Annotated in this window: 18 protein-coding genes; 10 read left to right on the plus strand and 8 right to left on the minus strand. The window is 48.1% G+C overall.

Translation table 11 applies throughout. From position 1 onward, the window contains the following. Positions 1-53: 53 nt before the first annotated feature. A complete protein-coding gene (locus tag ACWHX8_RS17745) occupies positions 54-1,547 on the minus strand; it encodes an anthranilate synthase component I family protein (RefSeq protein WP_447969467.1) in 1,494 nt (497 codons plus the stop codon). Positions 1,548-1,559: 12 nt separating this feature from the next. Further along, positions 1,560-2,165: a hypothetical protein gene (locus ACWHX8_RS17750; RefSeq protein ID WP_447969468.1), complete on the minus strand. Its 606-nt coding sequence runs from the start codon at positions 2,163-2,165 to the stop codon at positions 1,560-1,562. Between the two features lie 131 nt (positions 2,166-2,296). On the opposite strand from ACWHX8_RS17750, the gene ACWHX8_RS17755 reads away from it, so the two are divergent. From ACWHX8_RS17755 to atpF, 4 genes are all read left to right on the plus strand, one after another. Next, a complete protein-coding gene (locus ACWHX8_RS17755; protein WP_447969469.1) occupies positions 2,297-2,515 on the plus strand; it encodes an AtpZ/AtpI family protein in 219 nt (72 codons plus the stop codon). A gap of 31 nt (positions 2,516-2,546) precedes the next feature. Beyond that, on the plus strand, positions 2,547-3,272 hold the full coding sequence (locus ACWHX8_RS17760; protein WP_447969470.1) for a F0F1 ATP synthase subunit A: 726 nt from the start codon (positions 2,547-2,549) through the stop codon (positions 3,270-3,272). Between the two features lie 147 nt (positions 3,273-3,419). Then, entirely contained in the window at positions 3,420-3,647 is a 228-nt protein-coding gene (atpE, locus tag ACWHX8_RS17765) for an ATP synthase F0 subunit C (RefSeq protein ID WP_447969471.1), read from the plus strand. A 15-nt stretch (positions 3,648-3,662) separates the two neighbouring features. After that, entirely contained in the window at positions 3,663-4,169 is a 507-nt protein-coding gene (atpF, locus tag ACWHX8_RS17770) for a F0F1 ATP synthase subunit B (protein WP_447969472.1), read from the plus strand. 94 nt (positions 4,170-4,263) lie between these two features. Here atpF and larE read toward each other — a convergent pair whose 3' ends face one another. Next, positions 4,264-5,085, minus strand: a complete 822-nt coding sequence (larE, locus tag ACWHX8_RS17775) for an ATP-dependent sacrificial sulfur transferase LarE (protein ID WP_447969473.1) — start codon at positions 5,083-5,085, stop codon at positions 4,264-4,266. Between the two features lie 41 nt (positions 5,086-5,126). Continuing rightward, complete coding sequence (gene rlmN, locus ACWHX8_RS17780) at positions 5,127-6,191, minus strand: 23S rRNA (adenine(2503)-C(2))-methyltransferase RlmN (protein ID WP_447969474.1); 1,065 nt, start codon at positions 6,189-6,191, stop codon at positions 5,127-5,129. 411 nt (positions 6,192-6,602) lie between these two features. On the opposite strand from rlmN, the gene ACWHX8_RS17785 reads away from it, so the two are divergent. The 3 genes from ACWHX8_RS17785 to ACWHX8_RS17795 all read left to right on the plus strand — a co-directional run bounded on the left by ACWHX8_RS17785 (position 6,603) and on the right by ACWHX8_RS17795 (position 10,785). Next, positions 6,603-7,145, plus strand: a complete 543-nt coding sequence (locus ACWHX8_RS17785; RefSeq protein ID WP_447969475.1) for an HTH domain-containing protein — start codon at positions 6,603-6,605, stop codon at positions 7,143-7,145. Between the two features lie 293 nt (positions 7,146-7,438). Continuing rightward, a complete protein-coding gene (locus tag ACWHX8_RS17790) occupies positions 7,439-8,245 on the plus strand; it encodes an inositol monophosphatase family protein (RefSeq protein ID WP_447969476.1) in 807 nt (268 codons plus the stop codon). 500 nt (positions 8,246-8,745) lie between these two features. Continuing rightward, positions 8,746-10,785 carry a response regulator gene (locus ACWHX8_RS17795; protein WP_447969477.1) on the plus strand — a complete coding sequence of 680 codons (2,040 nt, stop codon included), beginning with the start codon at positions 8,746-8,748 and terminating at the stop codon, positions 10,783-10,785. Between the two features lie 15 nt (positions 10,786-10,800). Here the strand turns inward: ACWHX8_RS17795 and ACWHX8_RS17800 are convergent, their stop codons facing one another. Next, positions 10,801-12,114, minus strand: coding sequence for a sensor histidine kinase (locus ACWHX8_RS17800; RefSeq protein WP_447969478.1), 1,314 nt, complete (start codon positions 12,112-12,114; stop codon positions 10,801-10,803). Between the two features lie 480 nt (positions 12,115-12,594). Between ACWHX8_RS17800 and ACWHX8_RS17805 the strand changes: the two genes are divergently transcribed. From ACWHX8_RS17805 to ACWHX8_RS17815, 3 genes are all read left to right on the plus strand, one after another. Next, entirely contained in the window at positions 12,595-14,799 is a 2,205-nt protein-coding gene (locus ACWHX8_RS17805) for a CHASE2 domain-containing protein (protein WP_447969479.1), read from the plus strand. A 209-nt stretch (positions 14,800-15,008) separates the two neighbouring features. Then, the gene (locus tag ACWHX8_RS17810; RefSeq protein ID WP_447969480.1) at positions 15,009-15,506 is read left to right on the plus strand and encodes a FecR family protein; all 498 of its coding nucleotides are present in this window, start codon (positions 15,009-15,011) and stop codon (positions 15,504-15,506) included. After that, the gene (locus ACWHX8_RS17815) at positions 15,487-18,246 is read left to right on the plus strand and encodes an Ig-like domain-containing protein (protein WP_447969481.1); all 2,760 of its coding nucleotides are present in this window, start codon (positions 15,487-15,489) and stop codon (positions 18,244-18,246) included. The genes ACWHX8_RS17810 and ACWHX8_RS17815 overlap by 20 nt, the downstream gene beginning before the upstream one ends. Before the next feature lie 491 nt (positions 18,247-18,737). On the opposite strand, the gene ACWHX8_RS17820 is transcribed toward ACWHX8_RS17815, so the two are convergent. From ACWHX8_RS17820 to ACWHX8_RS17830, 3 genes are all read right to left on the minus strand, one after another. Then, positions 18,738-20,339 (minus strand): peptide chain release factor 3, encoded by a 1,602-nt coding sequence (locus tag ACWHX8_RS17820; RefSeq protein ID WP_447969482.1) that lies wholly within the window; start codon positions 20,337-20,339, stop codon positions 18,738-18,740. Positions 20,340-20,705: 366 nt separating this feature from the next. Beyond that, positions 20,706-21,989 (minus strand): TolC family protein, encoded by a 1,284-nt coding sequence (locus ACWHX8_RS17825; protein WP_447969483.1) that lies wholly within the window; start codon positions 21,987-21,989, stop codon positions 20,706-20,708. Positions 21,990-22,129: 140 nt separating this feature from the next. Next, positions 22,130-25,387, minus strand: a complete 3,258-nt coding sequence (locus ACWHX8_RS17830) for an efflux RND transporter permease subunit (RefSeq protein WP_447969484.1) — start codon at positions 25,385-25,387, stop codon at positions 22,130-22,132. Position 25,388 lies beyond the last annotated feature (1 nt).

Raw genomic sequence — 25,388 nt, forward strand, 5'->3', positions numbered from 1 at the left:
ACGGTTATCCCTCTTGACGTCGTACATGTTCGCTTGCCCGTGACTTCACTTCCCTACGAAAAGGCTTGAAAAAAAGCTTCGGCCTTATGGACCGTTTCATCATACTCTTGACTCGGGATTGAGTCTGCCACAATACCGGCTCCTACCTGCAGATATCCCTGCTTAGGCGTCAACAGCAACGTTCGGATGAGAATATTCATATCCATCTGACCCGACCAACTCATGTAGCCAAGCGATCCGGTATAGACCCCACGACGAACCGGTTCCAATTGCTCAATAATCTTCATGCAATGAACTTTGGGCACTCCCGTAATGGTTCCACCAGGAAAGGCAGCTCGAAGGACATCAAACGCCGTGACGTCATGTCGAATGAGGCCGGAAATATTAGACACGAGATGGGAAACATGAGAATACCGTTCCACTATCATCAACTGCTCAGCCGAAATCGTGCCAGATCGACAGACTCGACCAAGATCGTTTCGCACCAGATCAACAAGCATGACATGCTCAGCCCGTTCCTTAGGGCTGGACAGCAACTCCTCAATGAGTCGGCGATCGTCACTCACAGTTGTGCCACGTGGTCGAGTGCCTGCGATGGGCCGCATATCGGCCCGTTGCCCGTCTAATCGTACCAATCGTTCTGGGGAGTTCGACACCATGGTGTAGTCATCTAAGATCAACAAGGCTGAAAACGGCGATGGATTCACTTGACGAATCCGTTGATACCAATATGCGCCTTGTAGATGATGGTTTCCGGAAAACGCTTTCGCGACATCAATCGTAAATCGATGCGAAAGATTTGCTTGGTAAATATCTCCAGCGGCAATCAACTCCTGACATTTCCGCACTCCATCGATGTAATGATCTCTCGACTGCTGACCTTCAATCTGAGGCCGTGTCACAGGAGGCAAGTCGTTCATCACACGAAGATGTCTATCAGGATGCGTCAATTGAGCGTGCCAATCTCGGAGGCGCTCTTGTCCTTCTCGCACTAGCTGATCTCGAGATTCTCCGGCCCACCGCTTGGGATCAGGTGCAAAAATTACATGCAACAGGTTCGACTCATGATCAATCGCCGCGACAACCTCCACAAACAGAAAAACCATATCCGGCAAATCCAAGTCGTCAACGGCTAACTCGGGAATCCGTTCAAACTGACGAACCATGTCATAGCTGAAAAACCCTACGGCTCCTCCAAGAAACGGAGGGAAGTTTGGCAAACGATCATACGAAATTGGACCAAACAATTCTGCAAATTTTGAAAACGTGTCCCCTTCTCCCGCCACATGGCCATCGTGATTTCTCATTTCATAGCAACGACCTTTGGCTGAAAATACCTGATAGGGCTGACAACCGATAAATGAATACCGCGCGAGTTCAGGATTGCCTCCGCCACTCTCTAAGAAAAACGACGACCTCGAACACCCCGTCAGTCGAACATAGAGTTCAAACGGACTTTCGGTTGGCAATGGCATGGAAAGGACGAGTGGCGCTGGAGAAGTAGCACGGAGAAATTGCTCGGTGGACCAGGAGCAAGACGAAGACATGTGGCCCATGAATTATTCTGGTGCAGAGGAAGACTCGAGAGCTTGAGCCGCCTCGTCAGTGGTAAGAACCCCTTTGTTCAATAATGTCTCGACAAGTTCTTGAACAGACTTCGAGGAGACTCGCTTCACACCTCGAACTTGAAGGGTCGGAGGATAAAATCGTAGATAGTCTGGATTATCTAGCTCAAGCGTAATTGACTCACTTTCTGCATAGGGCGCAAGATCTTTCTTCTTGCCAACGGGGATTTGAAAGAATGGTCTCCCGTCTTCCATGTGGCCATCTGCCCCCTTTATGGTAATGCGATCTGAAATATCAGCGCCACTTATCTCAACAATTTTATCGATGACGAGAATAAGAGACTCAGCAACCACAGGATCATCTGTTTGATTTTTTACATGAATGACATACGAAACATGGCTTACCGATGTGAGTTGGTCATTCGCAAAAGGATCATGTTCTTTGTATGAAATAATCGGGACAACACCAGTGGTGATATTCGGCAAGTCATCCACTGTCTCTGCTGCCAGAGCAAAGTCCAGCGCAAACAGCAAGCTCCACGCACAGACACACGACTGAAATATCTTTATGGGGACACGCATAATTTGTATAGGTATCATAGCACCTGAGTAATTACCAGCACAGGCTCAAGACGACAGACATCGAACATGTTTCCCATCGCTTGACAAATCCACAGAAATTTTGTTTGAATTCGGCTCCTTCCGCCGGGGTAGGCTTACCGGCGCAACACATGGCACCATCTCAGAACCCAATGTTTTCTGGGCTGGGGCAGGCAATCAGGGTAAGCACTGATTTGCTAGCCTCTCTCATTGTCGGCGGAGCTCTTGGTTGGCTCATTGACACATATGTGTTAAGGTCGGAGCCATGGGCTTTGGTGATTGGGCTCTTTTTGGGTCTTGCCGCAGGTTTGCGAAATGCGTACCGGACGGCTCAACGTTGGAAATCGTAATTTCTTAAAGTCTTAACTTATAGGATCGTCCTTGCAAGACCCATTACACGCGTTCGAGTTACACCCGATACTCCCGCTATCTCTTTTCGGCCTCGATATTTCCCTGAACAAGGCAACCCTTGTGATGTGGGTTGTTGTCGCCCTGATTATCTGGTTTTTACTACGGGCTGGATCAAGTCGATCCTTAGTTCCAGGTAAACTTCAAAACCTAGCAGAAGTCCTAGTAGACTTCATCCGCGGCATCATCCAAGACACCATGGGGACGGATGGGATGCGGTATTTCCCCCTGATCAGTACCCTCTTTTTGTTCATTCTCTTTTGTAATCTACTGGGTTTAATACCTGGCTCGTATACGGTGACGAGTCAACTAGTCGTGACTGGCGTATTTGCGATATCTGTCTATATCTTGAGCTTAGCCATTGGATTTTCAATTCATGGAGGGAAATTTTTCGGCATTCTCGTCCCTCCTGGCACTCCAGGATGGCTCTTACCATTAATGATTCCGATTGAACTCATTAGCCAATTAGCCAGACCAATTTCTCTGGCAGTTCGGCTCTTTGCCAATATGACAGCGGGGCACGTCATTCTCGGTGTACTATTCGGCCTGACGATAACAGGAGGCCTGCTTATAGGATGGCTTCCATTCTCGTTTACCATTGCCCTATATGGGTTAGAGTTTGGCATTGCCTTTATCCAAGCATATATTTTCACAGTGCTCACATGCGTCTATATCGGAGACGCGATGCATCTACATTAAGAGAATAATCAGATAAAGTCGCCAGTATAAAGTTTGAACCAGAAACATGAGACCCGTAACGTTCAACCTTGAACTCTAGACTGTTTCGTCAAGCAAACTCGTATCACTCACTATTCAACCCCTATTCAACGGGAGGGAAAGAACACAATGGATGTTGCAGGAGCAGCTTTATTAGGAATGGGGCTCGCAGCCGCTGGATTTGCCGGAGCAGGCGTCGGCATTGGGTATATCTTTGGAAAAATGATCGAAGCCGTGGCTCGTCAACCCGAAGCGGAAAGCCGTGTGGGAAAGTATATGTGGATCGGATTCGCGTTGGTCGAAGCGATTGCGCTGTACGGGTTAGTTATCGCGTTTATTATTATGGGCAAGGGATAACAGAGGTTCGAGACAATGCCACAATTTGACAGCAATTTTTTCTCATCGCTCATTTTCTGGGAAATCATTTCCTTCGGGATTCTTCTGTGGATCTTGTACAAGTATGCCTTCCCTCCGATTCTGGAAACACTTGAAGCGCGAGAGAAAAAAATTCGGGAAAGCATTGAGCAGGCAGAAAAAAATCGAGCAGACTCTGAGCAACGCTTACAGACATACGAAGCCAAGCTACACGAAGCCGCCCGGGAAGCTGAAGGCATCGTGAATGAAGCCCGCGATCAAGCCCAACGCCTTCTGGACGAAAACCAACAACGAATTCGTACAGAAACCGATCGACTCAAAACCGAGGCGTCACAAGAAATCGATCGGGAACGACGAAAAGCGTTGCAGGATATACGAAAAGAAACGGCTGATTTGGCACTACAAGTTGCAGAAAAAATACTGACTCGAAACCTTTCAGATGATGATCATCGTCGATTCGCCCAGGAAGCCATGGATGCCGTGGCCAACAATCAAACTCATTGACATACAGAGAGGACATAACACATTTCAAATTGCAAAATTAAAAATGAACAATGAGTTTTAACTCAGAAAGCTAGACATTTTAAACTTTTCATTTTTACGTTTGCAGTACATTGGTGCTCCCGGACCGATATCCTTCCAAGTCGACCGTCACAAACCGAAACCCTAATCGTTTACATTCCGCGACAATTCGATTGCGTCGTGCTGAATCTTGAAACAATGTCATTTCTGACTCTGAGGTTTCAATTCTTGCCATTCCTTCATGAACACGTACGCGCACATGCCTGAAGCCTTCTCGAAACAATAGCGCTTCAGCCTGCTCCACACGCGAGAGCTCCACACGCGTAATCAAAGTCCCACGAGGAATACGCGAAGAAAGACAGGCTGCTGCAGGCTTATCCCAATTCGACAATCCTAACGCGTGTGCCAACGCTCGAATATCTGCCTTTCCCAATTCTGCTTCAACAAGTGGACTACGCACACCAAGAGCTCGTGCCGCTTTGATTCCAGGACGATCATCCTGCAAATCATCGACATTGGTTCCATCAACAATGATGGCTTGGGCAGTCTCCTTCTTGATCTGTCCCAGCAATTGATACAGATCCGTTTTGCAGTGATAACAGCGCATTTCGTCATTTTGAACAAAAGCATCGATCTCCAACTGATCTGTTTCAACCACTTGAAGAGCGACGCCAATCTCCGAACTCAGCCGATGCACAGCTTCCAGTTCAATAGCTGGAAACGTGGGTGATACCGCCGTCACCGCCGTCACACGAACTCCCAAGACCTCATAGGCCACTTTGAGAACAAGTGTACTGTCTATCCCACCAGAAAATGCCACGATGGCAGAATCCATATCGCGCAATACCTGCTTTAAGGCCACGTACTTCAGACGTAAATCTGACTCTAGACTGATCATGCACTGTACTCCTTGATCTATCGTTAACTCGTCATTAGGCTTCAGACTTGTAGATCCCCAAGCTGCCCACAGGCTCCCAGCACATCGCGACCACGGCTCTTACGAATAAAAACATCAAAGCCCGCTCGACGCAACACCATTTGAAACTCTTCGATGACACGATCACTTGGCCGTGTATACGGACTGCCATGAAATTCATTGAATGGGATCAAATTAATTTTACACCGAATCCCATTCAAGAGCTTGGGAAAACGCTTCGCATCTGCAATCGAATCATTGATGCCTCCAAGCAGAACATATTCAAAGGTTAAGCGCCGACCGGTTTGTAATGGGTACTCACGACAGGCCTTTAGCAGTTGAGACAGCGGATGAAGCTTGTTAATAGCAGGCATTAACGCATCACGCTGCACATTGGTCGTGGCATTCAAAGAAATAGCAAGATTAACCTTTAACGGTGCAACCTCTTGTAACCGAGGCACTAACCCCGCAGTCGACACAGTCATACGCCGAGGAGACATTCCCACCCCCCAGTCCTCATTGGTCAATCGCTTAATCGCATCAGACAGCTCTTCCATATTGGCCAACGGCTCGCCCATACCCATAAACACTAACGATGTTAGACGAGAATCAGGTGGGATATGATCTTGAACCGTCAGAACTTGATTGACAATTTCATGCGCTTTGAGATTTCGCTTAAGCCCCATTTTTCCCGTTAAACAAAAATCACAATCTAAGGTACACCCAACTTGAGTCGACACACATAAGGTGAGCCGATCGCTATCAGGAATCAAGACGCTTTCAACCTCAAGCCCATCGGCTAATTCCAGAAGAAATTTTTTGGTCCCATCTGTCGCCTGCCGAATCGTCACATTCGTCGCCCGTGTGATTGTCGCCACCGACTGGAGTCGAGATCGATCTGACAACGAAAGATTCGTCATGTCTGTAATATGAGCCACACGCTGTTGATACAACCAGCAAAGAATTTGCTTGGCTCGATAAGATGGCCAACCTAACGTTGCAACCCAAGCACGCATGGCATCCCTGTCCATCGCCAGTAAATTTATCGGCTTCCTTGCAGGTGAAATTTGCACAGGATTACGCAACATAATAAGGAAAATCACTTAGAAGAACATCAGACAGAATGCAAAGGCAATTCCCCCTGCATCTTACTACGAGATCTACCTGACAGCAAAAGCCTTCTCGCCTGCGAACACGACCTTGACGATTTAGACACACCCTGTGAACAATCAACGACGATTAATAGGGACCACCCCTTGTTCAACAGACTTCGCACCCATTATCCAGGCGTTCCTCTACTGGAAGGTTCTAGAGTGATCTCTCGACACACTAAATGCAGAATGAACATCATAGTACATCCACAACTATTAGGCTTTCATAGACACCACTCCTAATTCACATAGTAAAATAAGTTTGATATTTTAGTTGCAATAATTCTTGTTGACATTGCTTAGACTCAATGATAAAAAGCAATCATACACTATGGAGAGGACCTTAAGATGGATGGCAGTAAGGAAAAGAGCGAACTTGAGGATATTACTGTCGGATTAGAACAACGGATAGGCGCCTACGAATCTAAGCTTAAGGACTTACGAAAAAAACGGGAGCAGCTCAATGAAGAAATCGCAACGATTGAGAAATACATCGAGTTGGCGAAAACTCTCTATCGTGTCGAAGCGGACAAGGCGAAACTGGCGAGCCTCTCGAGCCAGATTATTACAGATGAAACGGGAGCATTGCCCCCACAGGACACGGATGTCACGAACCAATCGCGAGAGATTCTTTTAGGCCGTAGTAAATACGTAGGGATGAGCGTACCCGATGCGGTGCATATGATTTTAAAGGAAGCCAGGCGATCCATGCATGCCAAGGACATTTGCCAACGCCTCATCGAAGGCGGCATGCACATTCGTGGAAAAACACCCGTGACATCTGTAGCCACCTCGCTCAAACGAGATCGGCGCTTTCATAAGGTTGCACCAAATACATTTGCAATCATTCGCCAAGATGGCGAGACCAAACCCCTTACACAAGCCGTGTGAGGTTCGGCGCGCAGTCACGTGCGTAGCCAACGAAAGTGAAAGGAGGTGAGTACCTTGGCCACAAAGAAGAAAGCCGCTCCGAAAAAGAAGGCTGCGACTGCGAAGCCAAAGGCGAAAGCCAAAACCAAGAAGAAGTAACCCAGCCTCCCTCCGTAGTACCGCCGGGGGCGGGGCCCCCTGCTCCCGGCGTGTTTTTTCTCCTACCAAACAACGTCTTGTCCTCTATCAATACCGTCAATCCTTTAGATTCATGCTCTCTTCCTGTATTGTGAATCACCGCTGGGAACACACATATGCACATTTCGGACAGTGAACTCCAAGACCTCACTAAGATCGCCATAGAAGCCGCTCAACTCGGTGGCTCCATCTTGACAGACTATACGCAAAAAGGATTTGAGATTCACAAAAAGTCACAGATTAATCTTGTCACCGAAGCTGATCTCGCATCAGAAACAGCCATTATTGGGATCATCAATCGCGCCTTTCCATCGCACCAAATTTTAGCCGAAGAAGAAGGACTCCACGCACAAGACCAGAGTCCTTACAAGTGGATTATCGATCCACTTGATGGGACCACGAATTTCGCGCATGGCTTTCCGATGTACAATGTGTCGATTGGCGTTGAATACGAAGGACATGTTCACATAGGCGTGGTCCTTGACCCAACCAGAAACGAACTGTTCGTCGCGCAAAAAGGAAAAGGCGCATGGCTCAACAAGACGCCAATCCACGTATCCGCCACACCTCAACTCGGGGATGCGCTGCTTGTCACAGGCTTCGCATATGATGTCCATACGGTTGCTGACAACAATCTCAAAGAGTTTTGCGCATTCTCATTACGTGCGCGTGGAATGCGGCGAACGGGAACCGCAGCTCTCGACCTGTGTTACGTGGCCTGCGGTCGCTTCGATGGGTTTTGGGAATTGAAACTCAACCCATGGGATACCGCAGCAGGCAAACTCATCGTCGAAGAAGCCGGTGGAAAAGTCACCAACTACAAAGGTGCCCCCTTCTCCATCTATGGACAAGACCTCATTGCCAGCAATGGCATGATTCATCATGAGATGGTGCGCGTGCTAGAGGATATGAGAGCTGATTGAGACGACATACACATTCAGAAGTCGAAAACTATTCGGTCCATCGTAAATTTTCACCCTGCCTGCGGTTCATTCAAATTCTCACAAAGCTGAACATCACCCCTTGCGAGATCATGCGTAAAGGGGTATGGTGAGTCTTTCATTATCATATTTATGTGAACATGTTGATAGATAGCTGGCAATACGACTGTCTGCTCACAATCGTTTCTTTGATCTATTGAAACATGAATCCCATATGCATTCCCCTCTATTTCCCAAAAATTCATCTGCTTTTTTCATCACACGACTTCACACGCGTACGCGTTCTCTACCAAAATTTAACCAACCTGAGAACTCGCGTTCATTTACTATCCACGGTCCTGTCACGCAAGACATATCGTTCATTCATCATCAACATATTCATACAGTCTTCCCGTGTGTTCAGTCATCGACTGGGTAAATACACCTTGGATGTCAGAACATAGACATGCATACATGGTGTTTGTAAGGACAACCACATTGCCATGAAAACTCTCATCGTCGATGACAAGAGAGAGTCCCTCTATCTCTTGGAACAAATGTTGACGACAAGCGGTTACGACGTAACAACCGCGACCAATGGCGCTGAAGCGCTTGAAAAACTTTCCGCTCAAGAATGTGGGTTAATCATTTCAGATATTCTCATGCCAGTGATGGATGGGTTTCAATTTTGCCGAAAAATTAAAGAAGACCCTCGCCAACGATCCATTCCATTCATTTTCTATACCGCGACCTATACTGACGAGAAAGACGAAAAGTTCGCACTGTCATTAGGCGCAGATCGCTTCATCAGAAAACCTTCAGAACCGGAAGAGTTCTTACGCCACGTCAAAGAAGTCACAGATAGTATGCATACCGGCTCACAACAGAGTGCGGATCGGAGGACATCTACACTGGAAGAAACAGAGGTGCTACAACTCTACAATGAACGCCTGGTCAATCGTCTCGAAAAAAAACTTGTCGAATTAGAACGAGAAACGAGTGAGCGGAAGAAAGGGGAAACACGGCAATCAGAGTTATTGAGAATGCTGGAAGCTTCGCTCAATGAACTCTACGTCTTTCACTTCGACACGTTGGAGTTTATCGAAGTAAATTCCGGTGCACGAAAAAACCTTGGGTATGCAAGTGAAGAATTGTCTTGCCTCACGCCCTTAGATCTTATGGTTGAATTTTCGCTCGATTCGTTTGAAAAACTCCTGACCCCAATCCGAACCGGTGAAGAAAAACGCATTCAGTTCACCACAATTCATCGCCGGAAAAACGGGACATTGTACCCAGTCGAAGTGTACCTCGAACGTTCAACGTCAGCGTCCCGTCCAGTCTTCATGGCCATTGTCCTCGACATTACTGACCGCAAGCGTGCGGAAGACGCGTTTCGACAGACGGAGCAAAAACTTCACCAACTGCAGAAAATGGAAGCTCTCGGCACCTTATCAGCTGGCATTGCCCACGATTTCAATAATATTCTTGGAGCTATCCTCGGGTACACAGAACTCGCACTGATCAAGATTTTCCCAAACGGAGATGTGTATCAAAATTTACAACAAGTCTTAAAAGCTGGCAATCGAGCCAAGGAATTAGTGGCCCATATCTTGACCTTCAGTCGCCAAGTTGACCAGGAACGGATTCCAACTGAACTACATTTAGTCGTCAAAGAAGCTCTTGACCTTTTACGAGCGACCCTTCCCTCAACAATCACCATTCAACAAAACCTTTCACCAACATCAGGTGTTGTTCTGGCCGATCCAACACAAATCCATCAAGTCTTAATGAATCTTTGTACGAATGCAGAACATGCGATGCGTGAGAACGGCGGCATGCTGAAGGTCTCACTTGATCAGGTGGAAGTCTCAAGACCACAGGAATCCATCCCCCCTGAGCTTAAACCAGGTTCGTACGTCCGCCTCTCCATCAGTGATACGGGAAACGGTATTCCTCCAAACATTCAAAATCGAATTTTTGAGCCATTCTTCACCACAAAGCGTTTAGGCGAAGGAACGGGAATGGGACTCTCTGTCGTTCATGGCATTATCGCCAATCATGAAGGCGCCATCACGGTAGACAGTACACTTGGCATGGGAACGAGATTTGATATCTTTTTACCTCGCACCGATGCCGTCATCGAATGTGAAACTCAAGAGAGTCTGCCAACGTATCACAAACAGGGATGCATTCTGTTCGTGGACGATGAAGAACCACTCACCCAACTCGGACAAAAAATGTTACAGCAACTGGGGTATGAAGCTGTGGTTCGGACAAATAGCCTTGAAGCCTTACGCGTCTTTCGCCATGATCCATTTCATTTTGATGTCGTGATTACGGATCAAACCATGCCACATTTAACTGGCGATGCGTTGGCTCGCGAATTACTCAGCATCCGTCCAGAACTTCCCATCATTCTGTGTACTGGCTTCAGCTACACCATGACTCCTGAAAAGGCGACAGCATTGGGAATTCGAGCATTTTTGATGAAGCCGATCTTGAGCCATGAATTGGCTCAGACAATTCATCGAGTACTGGGATAATGATTGGCAGGATAGTTAGCGGGGTCGAGTCGTCGGCTGAATGAGCGGGAGACGGATGTAAAATGTGGTACCCAGACCAATATGACTATCAACGCGAATCTGACCTCCATGTGCATCAACAACATCTTTTATGATTTTTGTTCCGAGACCAGTCCCTCCGACCTTTCGACTGATCGTTCGATTGGTAAAGAGACTCTCACGAACTTCTGGGGACATGCCAGGGCCAGTATCGGCAACTGAAAGACACAGGGTTTGCGCATCTGACTCACACGAACCCGCGATGGTAATAGCTCCCCCCTCCGGAACTTCATCAAGCGCATTATTAATCAGATTGTAGAACGCATTAAACAAGCGACGTTCATCAGCCTGAATGACTGGTAACGTACTCAAATTTTCCTGCTGAATCAAAATGCCACGGTCCTCAGCCAGGGGGCGCAAGGTCTCTAGTACTGTGGTCACAATATCGAGAATCCGACACGTGTTGAATTGAGGAGGACAGCTTAGTCCTTTTACTGTATCCGCTATTTCTTTGACACGATCTTGAATAAGGCGCGCATTACTCTTAATCATCGAAAGAACTTTTTCGCTCGACTCCTGACTGACCTTCACATGCTCTACCTCATGTGGTGCAACATGACTCAAGAGATCATCGAGCTTCTTTTCGAGAATCCACGCGCCATAGGTAATGGGCATCATCATATTTTTGATATCATGACTGATGTCTCCCAACACATGCGCCACCTCACTCAATTTCACTTGTTCAAATAAACGTGCTTCCTCAATCGAAATCGCCGTAAACGCAGAAATGATGGTCAAGATCGCCACATCATCACGATCAAGTCGTCCGACCTGTTTATTCATGACTTCAAGTACGCCAATAGGGGGACCTTCCCAGCGCTTTAACGGCAACGCGATTAAATCCTGAGTGACTTGTCCAAACGTTTGATCAATCCTCATAAAATGACGTTGATCCTGTTGTACATCGTCAACCACAATGGCTTCGGCACGCTGGAACGCAACCCCAGCAATCCCCTCATCCCAAGAAAACGTCGTGCCAATCGGTGGAGATTTTTCGCCAATGGCATGAATAAACTCCAATTCTTGTGCTTCTGGATTCGCAAAAAGAATACACCCAGCTTCTGCCTCAACGACATCCAAGGCAATACGCAGAGCTTGCTCTAAGACGTCTTCGAGACGAAGACGTTGAAAGAGCGCTTCGCTAATCCGACGGGCAGCATCTAACTCACGATCTCGACGGTCCAGTCGTAATTGAATATGTAGACTGGCACTCTTGGACAGTTCGTCCGAATTCTGACCACAATCACTCATAGCCATTCCTTCTCTACCTGTACATCCTGTGTATTTAAAGGATCGTAGCACCCCTAAAGTGTTTTTGCTAGAGATTATACCGTGACGGTTCAACTCCACATCGTTCCAAACAGAGCCGAATGGCTCCTGAGTCAGAAAAAGTCAATTCAAGATGTACACGCAGGACACACAGGGTCGGTCAAGATCACGGAAACAAAAAAGTCATGTAAAAATATGGGAACTCTTGTACTTGTCAGTAGACATGAAAACGTCAATAATGCCTATAACAACCCTTAGACAGGCTACAACGACGTGTTCAGGTGCCCTCCCCGTTAGATTCTTGGAATTTGACCAACATCTTGAGGGAATACATGCATACAAAAGCCTGAAGTGACTCTTCAGGCTTTTCGCATTCTCGTTCTATGCCATCTAGGTTATTCACCAGCACCTCGTTTCCCAAAAAGAGACGAACCGCCAACGAGCGACAGCAGGAATAGAGCCATGAATTCATTTGCGAGTTTTCTCATGCGACCCCGCTCTATGGGACTTGTGATTCTTACAATCTTACTGATTATACGGATATGGGACCCGATTCCCGTCAAAGCTCTCCGCCTTCAAGTATTTGATTATTTTCAAAAAATTCAACCTCGACTTTCAACAGACGATCAGGTATTGATCATCGACCTGGATGAGAAAAGCCTGGCGAAATACGGTCAGTGGCCATGGCCACGGACGATGATCGCTCAATTAATCACGAACCTCTTCCGTGCCGAAGTCAAAGCTGTCGGCTTTGATATCATCTTTGCCGAACCAGACCGATTATCGCCAAAGGGAATTGTCGCGACGCTTGACGGTCTCAATAATCAAGCAAGAGAACATGTATTGAATTTACCAGACAACGATTCCATCCTCGCTCAGGCCATCAGGCAGAAGCAGATTGTCCTTTCACAAACAGCATTATCCAAGGAAAGTCCAGTCAATCATGATTTCCCACCCAGAACACCCACATTAGTCGAGATCGGCATGGATCCCAAGCCTTATCTTTTCTCGTATGCAGGATTGCTTCGCAACATCCCTGAATTAGAGTCCGCAGCAGCAGGGCATGGAGTCATTACGCTCAACCCAGAACCCGATGGTGTCGTACGAAGAGTGCCAATGTTGCTACGCCTGGGACCAAACATTCTTCCCACCCTCAGCCTTGAACTCCTTCGGGTGGCCACACACGAATCCACAATCTCAGTCAGTACTGATGTTGCTGGCATTCGAAACGTGGCAGTGGCACAGACTCAAATCCCGACTGACAACATCGGCCGAATGTGGATTCATTTTTCTACACGCAATCCAGGACGCTATATCTCGGCTATGGACATCTTGACCAACGCCATACCTCCTGAAAAATTGGCCGGGCAATTGGTACTGATCGGCTCATCCGCAGCTGGGTTAGGCGATAACAAGGTGACACCAATCGAAGGCACATTACCTGGAGTCGAAATCCACGCTCAAATTCTCGATATGTTGCTCACGCAATCATTCTTAACCCGCTCAAATACCGCGTTGACACAAGAACTGATTATCATCCTCCTATTGGGGCTGTTCATCATTTTTCTCGTTCCGTTCTTCGGTGCGCTGCAAACACTGCTATTGGGAACCTGCATCACCGTTGGAATGATTGCCACCTCATGGTATTGGTATGTGACGTATGGCATGTTGCTTGATGTGTCCTATGGAGCTGTGGGAATCCTCGGACTCTATAGTCTTTTAAGCTACCTCAACTATGTCCGCGAAGAATATTCCCGTCGACAAATTCGAAACACATTCAGCCGGTATGTCTCACCTGCGCTGGTGGAACAGTTGTCACACAATGCAGGACAGGTTCAACTTGGAGGCGAAACCAAAACCATGACCGTGTTGTTCTGTGATGTCCGTGACTTCACGAGCATTTCCGAACAATATCAATCAGACCCACAAGGATTAACTCAACTGATCAACCAACTGCTCACCCCGCTGACGGAGTCGATTCTTTCTCACCATGGCACAATCGACAAGTACCTGGGTGATGGCATCATGGCGTTTTGGAATGCCCCGCTTGATGATCCCCACCATGCCGTACATGCGTGCAAAGCCGCATTGGACATCCTTCATCAATTAGAGATATTCAATCAAACACGAATCAATGAATCGGCACATGTCGGCTATTCATTTTCACCAATCAAAGTCGGAATCGGCATTAACACTGGCCCGTGCGTCGTTGGCAATGTCGGCTCCGAACAACGATTCGACTACTCGGTTCTTGGCGATACCGTGAATATCGCCTCTCGCCTAGAAGGACTGTCAAAATCCTATGATCTTGGAATTGTGGTTGGCCCAGACACGGCCGAACTCGTTCGAACACGTATGGCGATCCTTGAGATTGACGTCTTGACATTAAAAGGGAAAAAAGAAGCTGCCAGGACCTATACCGTGATCGGAGACGATCTGCTGCACATAGATCCTCGGTTTCAAGCCTTGCTCCACTTACATACAGAGATGTTAGCGGCCTTTCGAAACCAAGAATGGAGCCGAGTTCATCGGATTTTATTGGATCTTGAACATAATCCTCATATGCCTCTGCCACTCCACACGCTGTATAGCGAACGGCTTCTCCACTACCAACAAAACCCACCACCCAAAGACTGGACGGGTAATTTCATATCAGCGCTTAAGTAAACGGATGCCGCCGCGAAGCAAGAACATAGGCAAATTCGCGGGCCACATCAAAAAATGAGCATGCGTGTTGTTTTCGATAAAATGTTGTATCATAATCACCCAGTCACGATTCATAAAAAAAGGAACATGAAGACGGCATGATGTGTCCGTACTTTCAGTGAGCATACACCTCATCCTTTTCTTTGTCTGGCATAGAAAGGGGAACCGTAGTGATTGCCAACACGACACGTAATCGAATATACATCCTCACGGGCATTCTGCTTGTTGGATTGTTCATTCACCCCTCAAAAACCTGGGCAGAACCGAACGCGATTGGCACCGTGAAGACGGTGAATGACCACGCGTTCATCATCAGAGGAGACGCCAGAATTCCATGCCAGGTTGGCGATACCATCTTCCAACACGATGCCCTTGAAACAGACGAGACCGGATCATTAGGCGTCACATTGAAAGACAATACCAGACTTTCTCTTGGCCCCAAGAGCCACCTTACGGTCAGGGAATTCATCTTTAATCCGCAACAAGAAGAATACTCGCTTGTGACCGAAATGATCAGAGGCACACTGGTGTACCTCTCCGGAATTATAGCCAAGCTCTCGCCTGAATCTGTTTCGATCAAAACACCAACGGCAACAGTCGGAATTAGAGGAACACGACTCGTCATTCGCATAGACCATGAAGAAGACCATGCAAACCAGGAAGGGTAGGTCTGTTGGGCTAACCAGCATCTCAACTCGTTTTCACAATATGGCTATTCGTTCAACAACAAAGATACGTGGGTTTCGTCAGTGTATGGGAAGAATGCTGATTCTTCTGTTTCTTGTGTCAAGCTGTGCAGCTCCCCCCAAACCTCTTCCAGCTCCATGGGTGAACCCAACGATATGGGAGCATGGAACAACGGTCTCAGGGACAGGGATCCCATATGCACACGTCAACATTTGGCATAAAGGACTTCCAATCGCCAAGGGGATCGTTTCACCTGAAGGAACGTATGAACTGACCATTCCAGCATTAGAAAAAGAACAGGTACTCACCGCTACCCAAACCGTCAATAGACGAATAAGCGTGAGATCTGCACCAATCAGCGTACAAAAAGTTAGACTGTCAGAAATGACAATTCACCCTGTCCTATCGACAACAATTGAACAGGGGCAAACATTCCCATTTTCCGTAACAGGGATGTTCTCAAATGGCAAGACGAAAGACACGCTACCTGAAGTTACCTGGACAACGACCCAACCAACAGTCGCCACAATCGCCCCTAACGGAGTCGTTAATGGACGAGGAGTCGGAACCACAACCATTCAAGCGACGCACGAAGGCATCCAATCCGCTCAGGTTCACGTGACGGTCAAACCCCGCCCACCCGTCATATCGGCTTCACTCAACACCGGTGACACGCTCGTGCTTGGGATAGCCGAACCTTCAGCTCACATCAAAGTCATGGTGAATGGAGTCCCACTTCATACGCAAGTCCTTGCTGACGCCGAGGGGCAGTGGCAAGCTCCTACCCTCTCTCCTCTCAACGAAGATGATCGCGTCACCAGCTCTCAAGTCGTGAAGCATATCGAAAGTGCCTCCTCGACATCAGTCGTTGTTGCCCCTGCTGTCCTCACTCACATCACCCTCGATCCCGGTTCCACAACCGTAACGACCTTGGAACTCGGTCAATCACAACGCTTCACGGCATCCGGAATTTTTTCTAATGGCAGAACCGTGTCCCCTATGTCGATGCTCACCTGGGAGACAGACCCTCCAGGGATAGCGACCATCGATGCCGACGGAATCGTCACCGGGTTAGAAGCTGGAACGACAACCGTTCAAGCTATGCGCGAAGGCATCCAATCCGCTCAGGTTCACGTGAGAGTCAAACCTCGCCCGCCGATCATATCGTCGTCACTCAAAGCTGGGGATACGCTCGTGTCCGGGATGGCCACGCCATCAGCCAGCATCAAAATCATGGTGAATGGAGTTCCGCTTCACACGCAAGTCCTCGCTGACGCCGAAGGCCAGTGGCAAGCTGATACGCTCTCTCCTCTCAACGAACATGATCACGTCAGCAGCTCACAGCTCGTGAAACACATCCAGAGTGACGCCTCACCGTCAGCCCTCGTCGCACCGGCGATACTCACGCAAATCGCGCTCACCCCCGACCCCGAAACTGCGACCACCTTGGAGTTAGGCCAGTCACAACACTTCACGGCATCCGGCCTTTTCTCTAACGGCAGAACGGAAACACCCATGCCAAAAGTCACGTGGGAGAGTACCCCTCCCACCGTAGCCACGATTGACGCTGATGGAGTCGTCACAGGGATAGAGTCTGGGACGGCAACGATTTACGCTCGCCGGTACGATATTCAGTCGGCTCCCGTGCAAGTCACGGTAAAGCCTCGCCCCCCCATCGTCATCTCTCCACTTAAGGCTGGCGATACAATTGTCGCTGGGTCAGCCGATTCCTCAGCAAGTATTCAACTGCTAAAAAATGGCATCCCCCTCGATACGCAAATCCAGGCTGACGAGCAGGGGCAATGGCAAGCCAGCAACCTCTCCCCGCTTCACGAAAACGATCAGATCTCAAGTATCCAGATCGTCAATAGCGCACAAAGCAAACCGGCAACAGCCATCAATGTCTTACCAAACCAGCCGCCGAAACTCACGCCTGTTGGAGATCGTACGGTTGCGGTAGGAGAAACATTACATATTACCCTTCGCGCCATAGATCCAGAAGGGGATACGTTAACATTTGAGGTCATTAAACGACCGTTACCAGAGAACAGCCGTATGGACGAAAAGGCTGGACTCTTTATCTTCACCCCAACAGTAGATCAAGTTGGAAAATCCTCACTGACCTTTTTAGTCAGTGACGGAAATTCCTCGCAGCAGGAGACGATCACACTCAACATCACGTTACCCAAAAGTTTGGTCGCGTTGCTTGAAAGCCCAGATGGCACAGTCGGCAGCATTCAAGTTTCCAATGAGCAAGGAAGCCAAAAACTTGACAAAGTCGGAGAAGCGATCAGCATTGGAAATGCCGACCAGGTTCTCCCCGAACCATTCATCTTGAGCGAAGAAGATATTCTCGACGCGTTTAAAGATGCGTTGCAAGCCAAGCCAGAAGACCCGGTCTCCTACACACTTCACTTTGAAAATGACACAAAACTTTCCCAAGCATCACAACTACTCCTACCGGAAATATTTTCGGTCATCGCAGAACGCACATCTCCTGACATCAGCATTATCGGTCATTCTGATCGCGCCGGCTCCGACAAATACAATTACCAACTATCGTTACGTCGAGCAACCAGCGTTTTTGATACCTTTGTTGCGACAGGCATCAACCCGCAACGCATCGAAGTCACCAGCCACGGAGAAAATAACCCTATCGTCAAGACCCCTGACGGAGTCAGCGAACCCTTGAATCGTCGAGTTGAAATTATTATTCGGTAATGATGCACCAAAAGGCCGACTCAAAAGCACCAAGAAGCTGAAAAAACTTTTTAGATTATCACGGAATTTCTTATCTCCAAGAGACTCCAAGGATTACTGGACATTCAACTGTCCAATAACTCATTAAATCTAATACCTGCCTTGAATAAGCCCTCAGTTATAGAACGGGTGGATTTGAGAAGAACCAAAGTGAAAGAACGAAGGATGTCACGAACAGGTTGAATAGGCACTCAACCTGGAAATCTATTCGTTTTGAATATCTTGCTTCTAGACAGATACCCTAGCGACGAAAAGGGGGATTTTGATTACTCTGGTCACATCGAGTAACTTGGGGACCATTCCGATATTCATAGGTCTCACACGGATTCCCATTTTCATTCATCGATTCCCCAACATAATCTCCATAGCATCCAGCTCCTAAAAAACACCACAAACAAACGATGAGTACCAACACACGGCGCATCATATTCGCATACTCCCTATCAATGTGCTCACCCCATTTCAAGCAGACGATGGTCTGGATTACGCTCGCTAGCAAAGTTTTTTGACCAAGGTGAGCGAAACAGCACGACGGGGCGTTCACGTTGATCTGTCACCACTAAGGCATCCGACGGTGCCTTAAAGGTTTTCACATCGCCTTCAAGCCATGCGCTGGATTCGTACGCCAAGATATCTAGTTGTGTCTCAACGCGATATTCACTCCGTAACCGGAACACCAACACATCAAACTGTAGTTTTCCAACAGCACCCACAAAAAACTCGAGTCCATCTAAACTTTTAAAAATCTGAATCGCGCCTTCCAACGCCAATTGCTCGATGCCTTTATCAAAGGCTTTTCGTTTTGTAGTATCCGTCGGTCGAACACGGGCAAAGACTTCCGATTGAAATTGCGGAAGCGGTTTATAGTTAAACCCATCCGTTAATGAAATCGTGTCACCAATTTGAAAGACGCCTGGATTAATAATACCAATCACATCACCCGGATACGCAACGTCTAAGGTATTCCGGTCTTTCGCAACCATACTGTGTGGACGAGAGAGTCTCACTTCACTTTTGACACGATGATGTTTCACCACCATATCACGCTCAAATCGTCCCGAGCAGACTCGAAGAAATGCTGTACTATCACGATGGCGGGGATTCATATTGGCTTGCAATTTAAACACATAGGCACTGAACGGCATCTCAACCGGATCGATGCTGATTTCGGTCCCATCATTGGCATCTGCCGAACGGGCTTCAGCTGAAGGAGCAAAGTCGATAAACGCATCAAAAAACACTTCGACGCCAAAGTTGGTTAATGCTGACCCAAAAAACGCGGGAGTCACATTCCCTGCTTGAAACTCTTCACGAGAAAATGGATTTCCTGCAACATCCAACAGCTCAAGATCATGTTCAAGCTCTTCACGAAGATGTTGGGGAATCTGCTCAACATACCCAGAGTCATCTAATCCGATTTCCGTGACCATTGGCTTCGCCGCACCTGCCGACGCCATTTTGGTATATCGCAACATTCGTCGTTTTTCACGTTCCACGACTCCCAAGAATTCGCTTCCCGATCCGACCGGCCAATTCATGGCACTGGCGTGAATGCCTAACACCTCTTCAACTTCAGACAAGAGATCCAAGGGAGGGCGACCGGGCAAGTCCATTTTATTAATAAATGTCAATACCGGAATTTTGCGCAGTCGACAGACTTCAAATAACTTTCGTGTTTGGGTTTCCACACCTTTGGCCGCATCAATCACCATAATGGCACTGTCGGCAGCCGTGAGTGTGCGATAGGTGTCTTCGCAAAAATCCTGATGACCAGGCGTATCAAGCACATTAATGATCGTATTTTTATACGGGAACTGCATGGCTGACGCGGTGATGGAAATACCACGTTCTTGCTCCATTTCCATCCAATCCGAAGCTGCTAACTTACCGTTTTTCCTCGCACCGACCATGCCGGCGGTTCGAAGCATTCCGGAATAGAGCAAGAGCTTTTCGGTAAGCGTCGTCTTTCCGGCATCAGGGTGGCTAATAATGGCAAAGGTTCGTCGTTTGCTCGCGGCCACACGAATTTCTTGTTTCATTTGAGGAGTCGACATGTTGAATACCTTATGGAAATCGATAGATAGAATAGTGGGTACCTCTAAAAACCAGTTTTTTTTCGTGAGTGCAAGGAAGCCGCGCTCGGCACTTGGGCACCTGCGATCGTTCTCGCGGCAAGGAAAATCCATCCCAACAACGGAAAGATGGCCGTACCGTCTGCCCTCTGGCCCACCGTGCCCAAGGCCACGGCCCTGAGTATTGGCTACGATAGTGGAACACCCCTCACGACACTTATGAACCCTCCATTACGTGAGGGAAGCGAGCTCTTGATATTTTGATCGTAGGTAGCCAAGACATGAGGATTTGAGCACGCAGCTGACGCCGCAATCGCGAAAAAGGATCGTTTCTAGAGGTGCCCTGGACTACAAGGCGTGTAAACGGCCTTGTGCTCGAGCCAAATTGACACGAGCCGCATTGAACGTAAACAACCCTTCAATGAGATTGTCTCGAGCTTGCGCCACAGACGTCTGAGCATTGGTCACTTCAATATTCGTCGCCACGCCTACAGCAAAACGTTCGCTGGCAAGTTCAAGTTCTTTCAACGACAACTTCAAGCCAAGCTGCGCTACTTCGACTTGTTTTTCTGCAGACTCTATTGTGAGCAAGGCATCACGAACCTCCAATGTAACTTGGTAGTTTAGATCTTGCGTTCGGATTGACTCCTGACGAACGAGGCTTCGATTTTCAGAGATACGTCCTTCTCGCTGGCCACCGTCAAAAATCGGCACGGTCATTAAGACCTGAACATTATCCGTAGTCAGCGCATTCGGAACTTGATTGCCAATTAAGCCCACATCGCCAGAAGCCTCTAAGCTCGGAATCCTCTCGCTCACCACTGAACTCAACGTCAGTGACGCCAACCGCTCTCGACGTTTTTGCGCCACAAGTTCAATTCGGTTTTCATGTGCAACACGTAACGCATCTTGGGCATTTTGTTTTGGCACTGGCACTAATTCCAATTCATCCGTCAGCACAAGTTGCACATCGAACGAGAGCCCAATCGCACGAATGAGATTGAGTCGTGCTCGATTATAGTCATTGCGCGCGACAAGAAGCCGTTGACGTTCGTTTTCCAATTGGACACGCGCTCGGGTGACGTCTAAACTTGTGGCCATCCCTGCAGATTTTCGCTCTGTCGCTAGACGGAGAAGCTCGATATTTAATTTGACATCGGCCTGCCTCGCCTGCACAGCTTTCTGTGCGCGAAGGGCCTCAAGATACACGAGGCCTGCCGTCGCCATTGTATCACGTTCACTCACCTCAGAATCTAAATTCGCGACTTCAATCCCCGTACGAGCGGCACGCCAACGTTGAATTAAGCTTAGACTAAAAATGTTCTGCGTCAGCGCAGCCCGAGCTTCGTAGAAATCCGTCGGTTTGGAAACTGACGGGCTTCCACCGAACGATCCAAAGAAAAATCGTCGCCGCGCGCCACTGAGACGACCGGAAATATTGGGAAGCAACGCGCCCAATCGTGTATCAGCCACATGCTCGGCTTGCGTGATTTGTTCTTTAATTAATTGAACCGTTGGATTTTTATCGACGGCGGCGTTCATCGCTTCCCGTAAGCTCAACCGAAGCGTCGGGCCACTATTATTGGAAAGATCTTTAGAGGGCTTCTCCGAAGCCGCGAATGCGCCATGCATACCTCCCCCTAGAAGTCCCAACGCAAAGACTATGCTCCAACATCCCCACGTACCACATTTTCGCTGACGTCGACCGCACCCATTCCAATTCATAGAAAATTCTCTTGTTATTTGCAATCGATTGAATATACGCAACATGCTTACATCTTGCTCGCTTCTGGAACAAGTGTCGTCGCGACTTGCTGCTCCCGCTTCTGCTTCCATTCCATCACGATACTAAATAACGCCGGCACAACCAACAGCGTAAACATCGTAGACATGACCAGACCGCCTAAGACCACACTCCCAATACCTCTATACAGTTCTGAGCCAGCACCTGAAGATAATACCAGAGGAAGTAACCCAAACGTCGTTGTTAACATGCTCATCATGATGGGACGAACACGGGATCGAACGGATTCCCGAATGGCTTCATGCAGCGGCAACGCAGAGATCGTTTCAGACTCAAACTGTTCATGGTCTTCCGCATCACGGGGATTCATGAAATTCAACGTTTGGTGAACAACGAGAATAGCATTATTGACCACCACGCCAATCAAAATAATAAAGCCAAGCATCGTCAGCACATCAAGCGGTTGATGCGCCACAAACAGGTTCACCAGAAACAACCCAACAAACCCGCCGGCTGCCGCCAACGGGACACTGAAAATTATCACAAAGGGATACAGAAAACTTTCAAACAATGCTGCCATGAGCAGATAGGTAATCAAAAGAGCTAACAAAAAGTTCCACTTCAAGGCATTATAGGTTTTGGTCAAATCATCGGCCGTTCCCGACAAATGAATGTTATAGAGCCGCCCCAATTGCCCGCTGTCATTCAATGGCAGAAGTATTTTATTACGAATCAGAGACATGGCCGTTTCCAGAGGCATTTCTGAGGGTGGAATGACTTGAATGACGATCGACCGTTCTCGCTCAATGTGATTAATCTGTTCAGGGCCGGCTACAAAATCGATATGTGCAATCGCCCCCAACGTCGTGAGCTTTCCCCCTCGCGTATAGATGGGAATCGATTCAAGGTTTTGTGTACGATTCGCATATTGATCTTCTCCACGCACTGTCAGATCAATCTCATCACCTTCAAATTGATAATCACTTGACTTCGCTCCATCAACCAAGGCATTGACGGTAAACCCTAACTCTCGATTCGTCATTTGAACATCTGCTGCACGCTCACGCTTTACTCGAACATGGACTTCAGGGCTACCTAAATCCAGACTCGGGATAGGACGAATTTGCGCACTCGGAAGCAATTGTTTCGCCTGACCGAAAACCTGTCCCCCTAGGGCCAGCAGGGTTTCCATTTCCGGTCCGGTAATTTCAATATCGATATTCCGCCCTTCCCCTAATCCCCGCTGAAAAAGATTTCGTTGCGTGACAATGCTGATAACTCCCGGCAAGTCAGCGGTTGCTCGACGAAAAAGCGGAATGAGCTCGGTCACCCGTTCATCTTGATTCGTTCGCCCTCCCATAAACACGGACCGACCTGTCGCCACATAGAAAAAATTTCGAATGCTGGGACCATCAAGTGCGGCATCGGCCGGTGTACCAGGGGTCACATCCCAATACGGACGCAACACGGCTTCAATGGTCTCACCCATGTTTAAAAACTCTTCCGTGTTGTACCCCGGCGGCGGCAAGAGAATTCCAAGGATCAAATTTCGATTTCCATTCGGGAGGTACTCTGCTTTCGGAAGAAACACCATCGTTATCCCTATTGCGAACATCATCAACCCCACAACCGTCACCAACCGCCGGCGGCGATCACTGCACAGCCAATAGACAAAGTTGGCCACCCGTTCAGAACTGAACCCCAGTCGTTCGACAAATTGATCGCTTTTCTCTAATACCCCGTCCACTCCCCGTCGAACAGATGATCGTGATCCCGAGACGCTTGAGTCCCTCTCTCTCGTTGTTGTCAGAATTCGTGCCGAAAGACTGGGGATAACACTGATGGAAACCAACAAACTCAACCCGACCCCTGCACTAATGGCAATCGCAATATCCTGAAACAGTTCACCGGCTTGCTCTTGGACAAACACGATAGGAATAAACACGGCAATGGTCGTCAACGTACTCGCCAGGACCGCCCCCCATACTTCAACCGTCCCGTCATAGGCTGCACGAATTAGCGCCTTTCCCTTTTCTCGATGACGATAGATATTCTCAAGTACCACAATAGAATTATCAACCAACATGCCTGCCGCAAACGTCATCCCCGCTAAGCTAATCACATTCAGATTCCGGTCTAGCAACCACAGCGTGATAAAAGTCCCCATAATGCTGATGGGAATGGCCAGCCCAATCACTAACGTGGTACTGCCGGTGCGGAGGAACAAGAATAAAATGGTAATGGCCAGGAGACTGCCAACCACCAAGTTTTGCTTAACGAGATCAAGTGAACTGTAGATATAGTCCGTTTCATCATAGACCTGATAAAGCTTCAGGCCGCGCGGCTTTAATAAGCCTTCATTCAGGTCCTTGACGGCTTGACGAAGCCCAACCATGGTGTCAAGAACATTCGCTCCGGTTTCGGCTATAACATTGACCGCAATACACGGCTTTCCTGACTGACGAACAACATGAGTCGCATTCTTATAATCGACTCGAGCGGTCGCAACATCTCGCACATAGACCGGCTTCCCGTTTCTTCTGGTGATAAGAACATCTTCAATATCTTCCGGACTCTGATATTCACCCACGGTTCGAACCACGTATCTCCGTTTGCCTTCATCAAAGTCACCTGCACTAAAATCACGATTTTCGGCATCTAACGCTTCGGACAAATCCATCATGGTTAAGGAGCGGGCCGCCAGCTTATGCGGGTCAACACGTACTTGAACTTCGCGTTCTCGTCCTCCAAAGACATTTGAAGAAGCCACCCCTGGAATTCGTTCTAAGCGAGCCTTAATGATATCTTCTGCAAAATCCCGCATCGTATCAATATTGACCGGGTTTCCCTCTCGCGTCTGAAAGATAAACCACCCAATCGCAGCCCCAGCCGTATCGGCACTGCTAATCACAGGCTCATCAACTTCAAACGGATATTCTTTGACCTGGTTCAATCGATTCGAGGCACGTAGAAGCGAGCTATCAATGTTGGTTCCTGCTGGAAACCGCAAGATCACCTTGCCGCTTCCGTTAGAACTCTCCGAAAACATTTTCTCTAATCCTTCAACTCCCTTCAGCTGTTCCTCTTGCTCATCAATAATTTCGCGTTCGACTTCATTGGGACTTGCACCTTGCCAGGTGGTATCGATCGTGATTTCCGTCTTACTGACATCGGGAGTCAATTGCACCGGCAACTGATAGAGAGCCACCACGCCAAACAGGACAATGAGCAGCACACCCACAGTCGTGGTCACAGGATTACGGATAGCAAATTGCACTAACGGCATG

The sequence above is a fragment of the Nitrospira sp. M1 genome, from assembly GCF_965152605.1.

Coding starts and splice junctions, on each gene's coding strand:
- ACWHX8_RS17750 (WP_447969468.1), bottom strand. CDS start 2,165: ATGATACCTATACAAATTATGCGTGTCCCCATAAAGATATTTCAGTCG.
- ACWHX8_RS17795 (WP_447969477.1), top strand. CDS start 8,746: ATGAAAACTCTCATCGTCGATGACAAGAGAGAGTCCCTCTATCTCTTG.
- ACWHX8_RS17745 (WP_447969467.1), bottom strand. CDS start 1,547: ATGTCTTCGTCTTGCTCCTGGTCCACCGAGCAATTTCTCCGTGCTACT.
- ACWHX8_RS17800 (WP_447969478.1), bottom strand. CDS start 12,114: ATGAGTGATTGTGGTCAGAATTCGGACGAACTGTCCAAGAGTGCCAGT.
- ACWHX8_RS17755 (WP_447969469.1), top strand. CDS start 2,297: ATGGCACCATCTCAGAACCCAATGTTTTCTGGGCTGGGGCAGGCAATC.
- ACWHX8_RS17790 (WP_447969476.1), top strand. CDS start 7,439: ATGCACATTTCGGACAGTGAACTCCAAGACCTCACTAAGATCGCCATA.
- atpE (WP_447969471.1), top strand. CDS start 3,420: ATGGATGTTGCAGGAGCAGCTTTATTAGGAATGGGGCTCGCAGCCGCT.
- larE (WP_447969473.1), bottom strand. CDS start 5,085: ATGATCAGTCTAGAGTCAGATTTACGTCTGAAGTACGTGGCCTTAAAG.
- atpF (WP_447969472.1), top strand. CDS start 3,663: ATGCCACAATTTGACAGCAATTTTTTCTCATCGCTCATTTTCTGGGAA.
- rlmN (WP_447969474.1), bottom strand. CDS start 6,191: ATGTTGCGTAATCCTGTGCAAATTTCACCTGCAAGGAAGCCGATAAAT.
- ACWHX8_RS17785 (WP_447969475.1), top strand. CDS start 6,603: ATGGATGGCAGTAAGGAAAAGAGCGAACTTGAGGATATTACTGTCGGA.
- ACWHX8_RS17815 (WP_447969481.1), top strand. CDS start 15,487: ATGCAAACCAGGAAGGGTAGGTCTGTTGGGCTAACCAGCATCTCAACT.
- ACWHX8_RS17825 (WP_447969483.1), bottom strand. CDS start 21,989: ATGCATGGCGCATTCGCGGCTTCGGAGAAGCCCTCTAAAGATCTTTCC.
- ACWHX8_RS17805 (WP_447969479.1), top strand. CDS start 12,595: ATGAATTCATTTGCGAGTTTTCTCATGCGACCCCGCTCTATGGGACTT.
- ACWHX8_RS17830 (WP_447969484.1), bottom strand. CDS start 25,387: ATGCCGTTAGTGCAATTTGCTATCCGTAATCCTGTGACCACGACTGTG.
- ACWHX8_RS17820 (WP_447969482.1), bottom strand. CDS start 20,339: ATGTCGACTCCTCAAATGAAACAAGAAATTCGTGTGGCCGCGAGCAAA.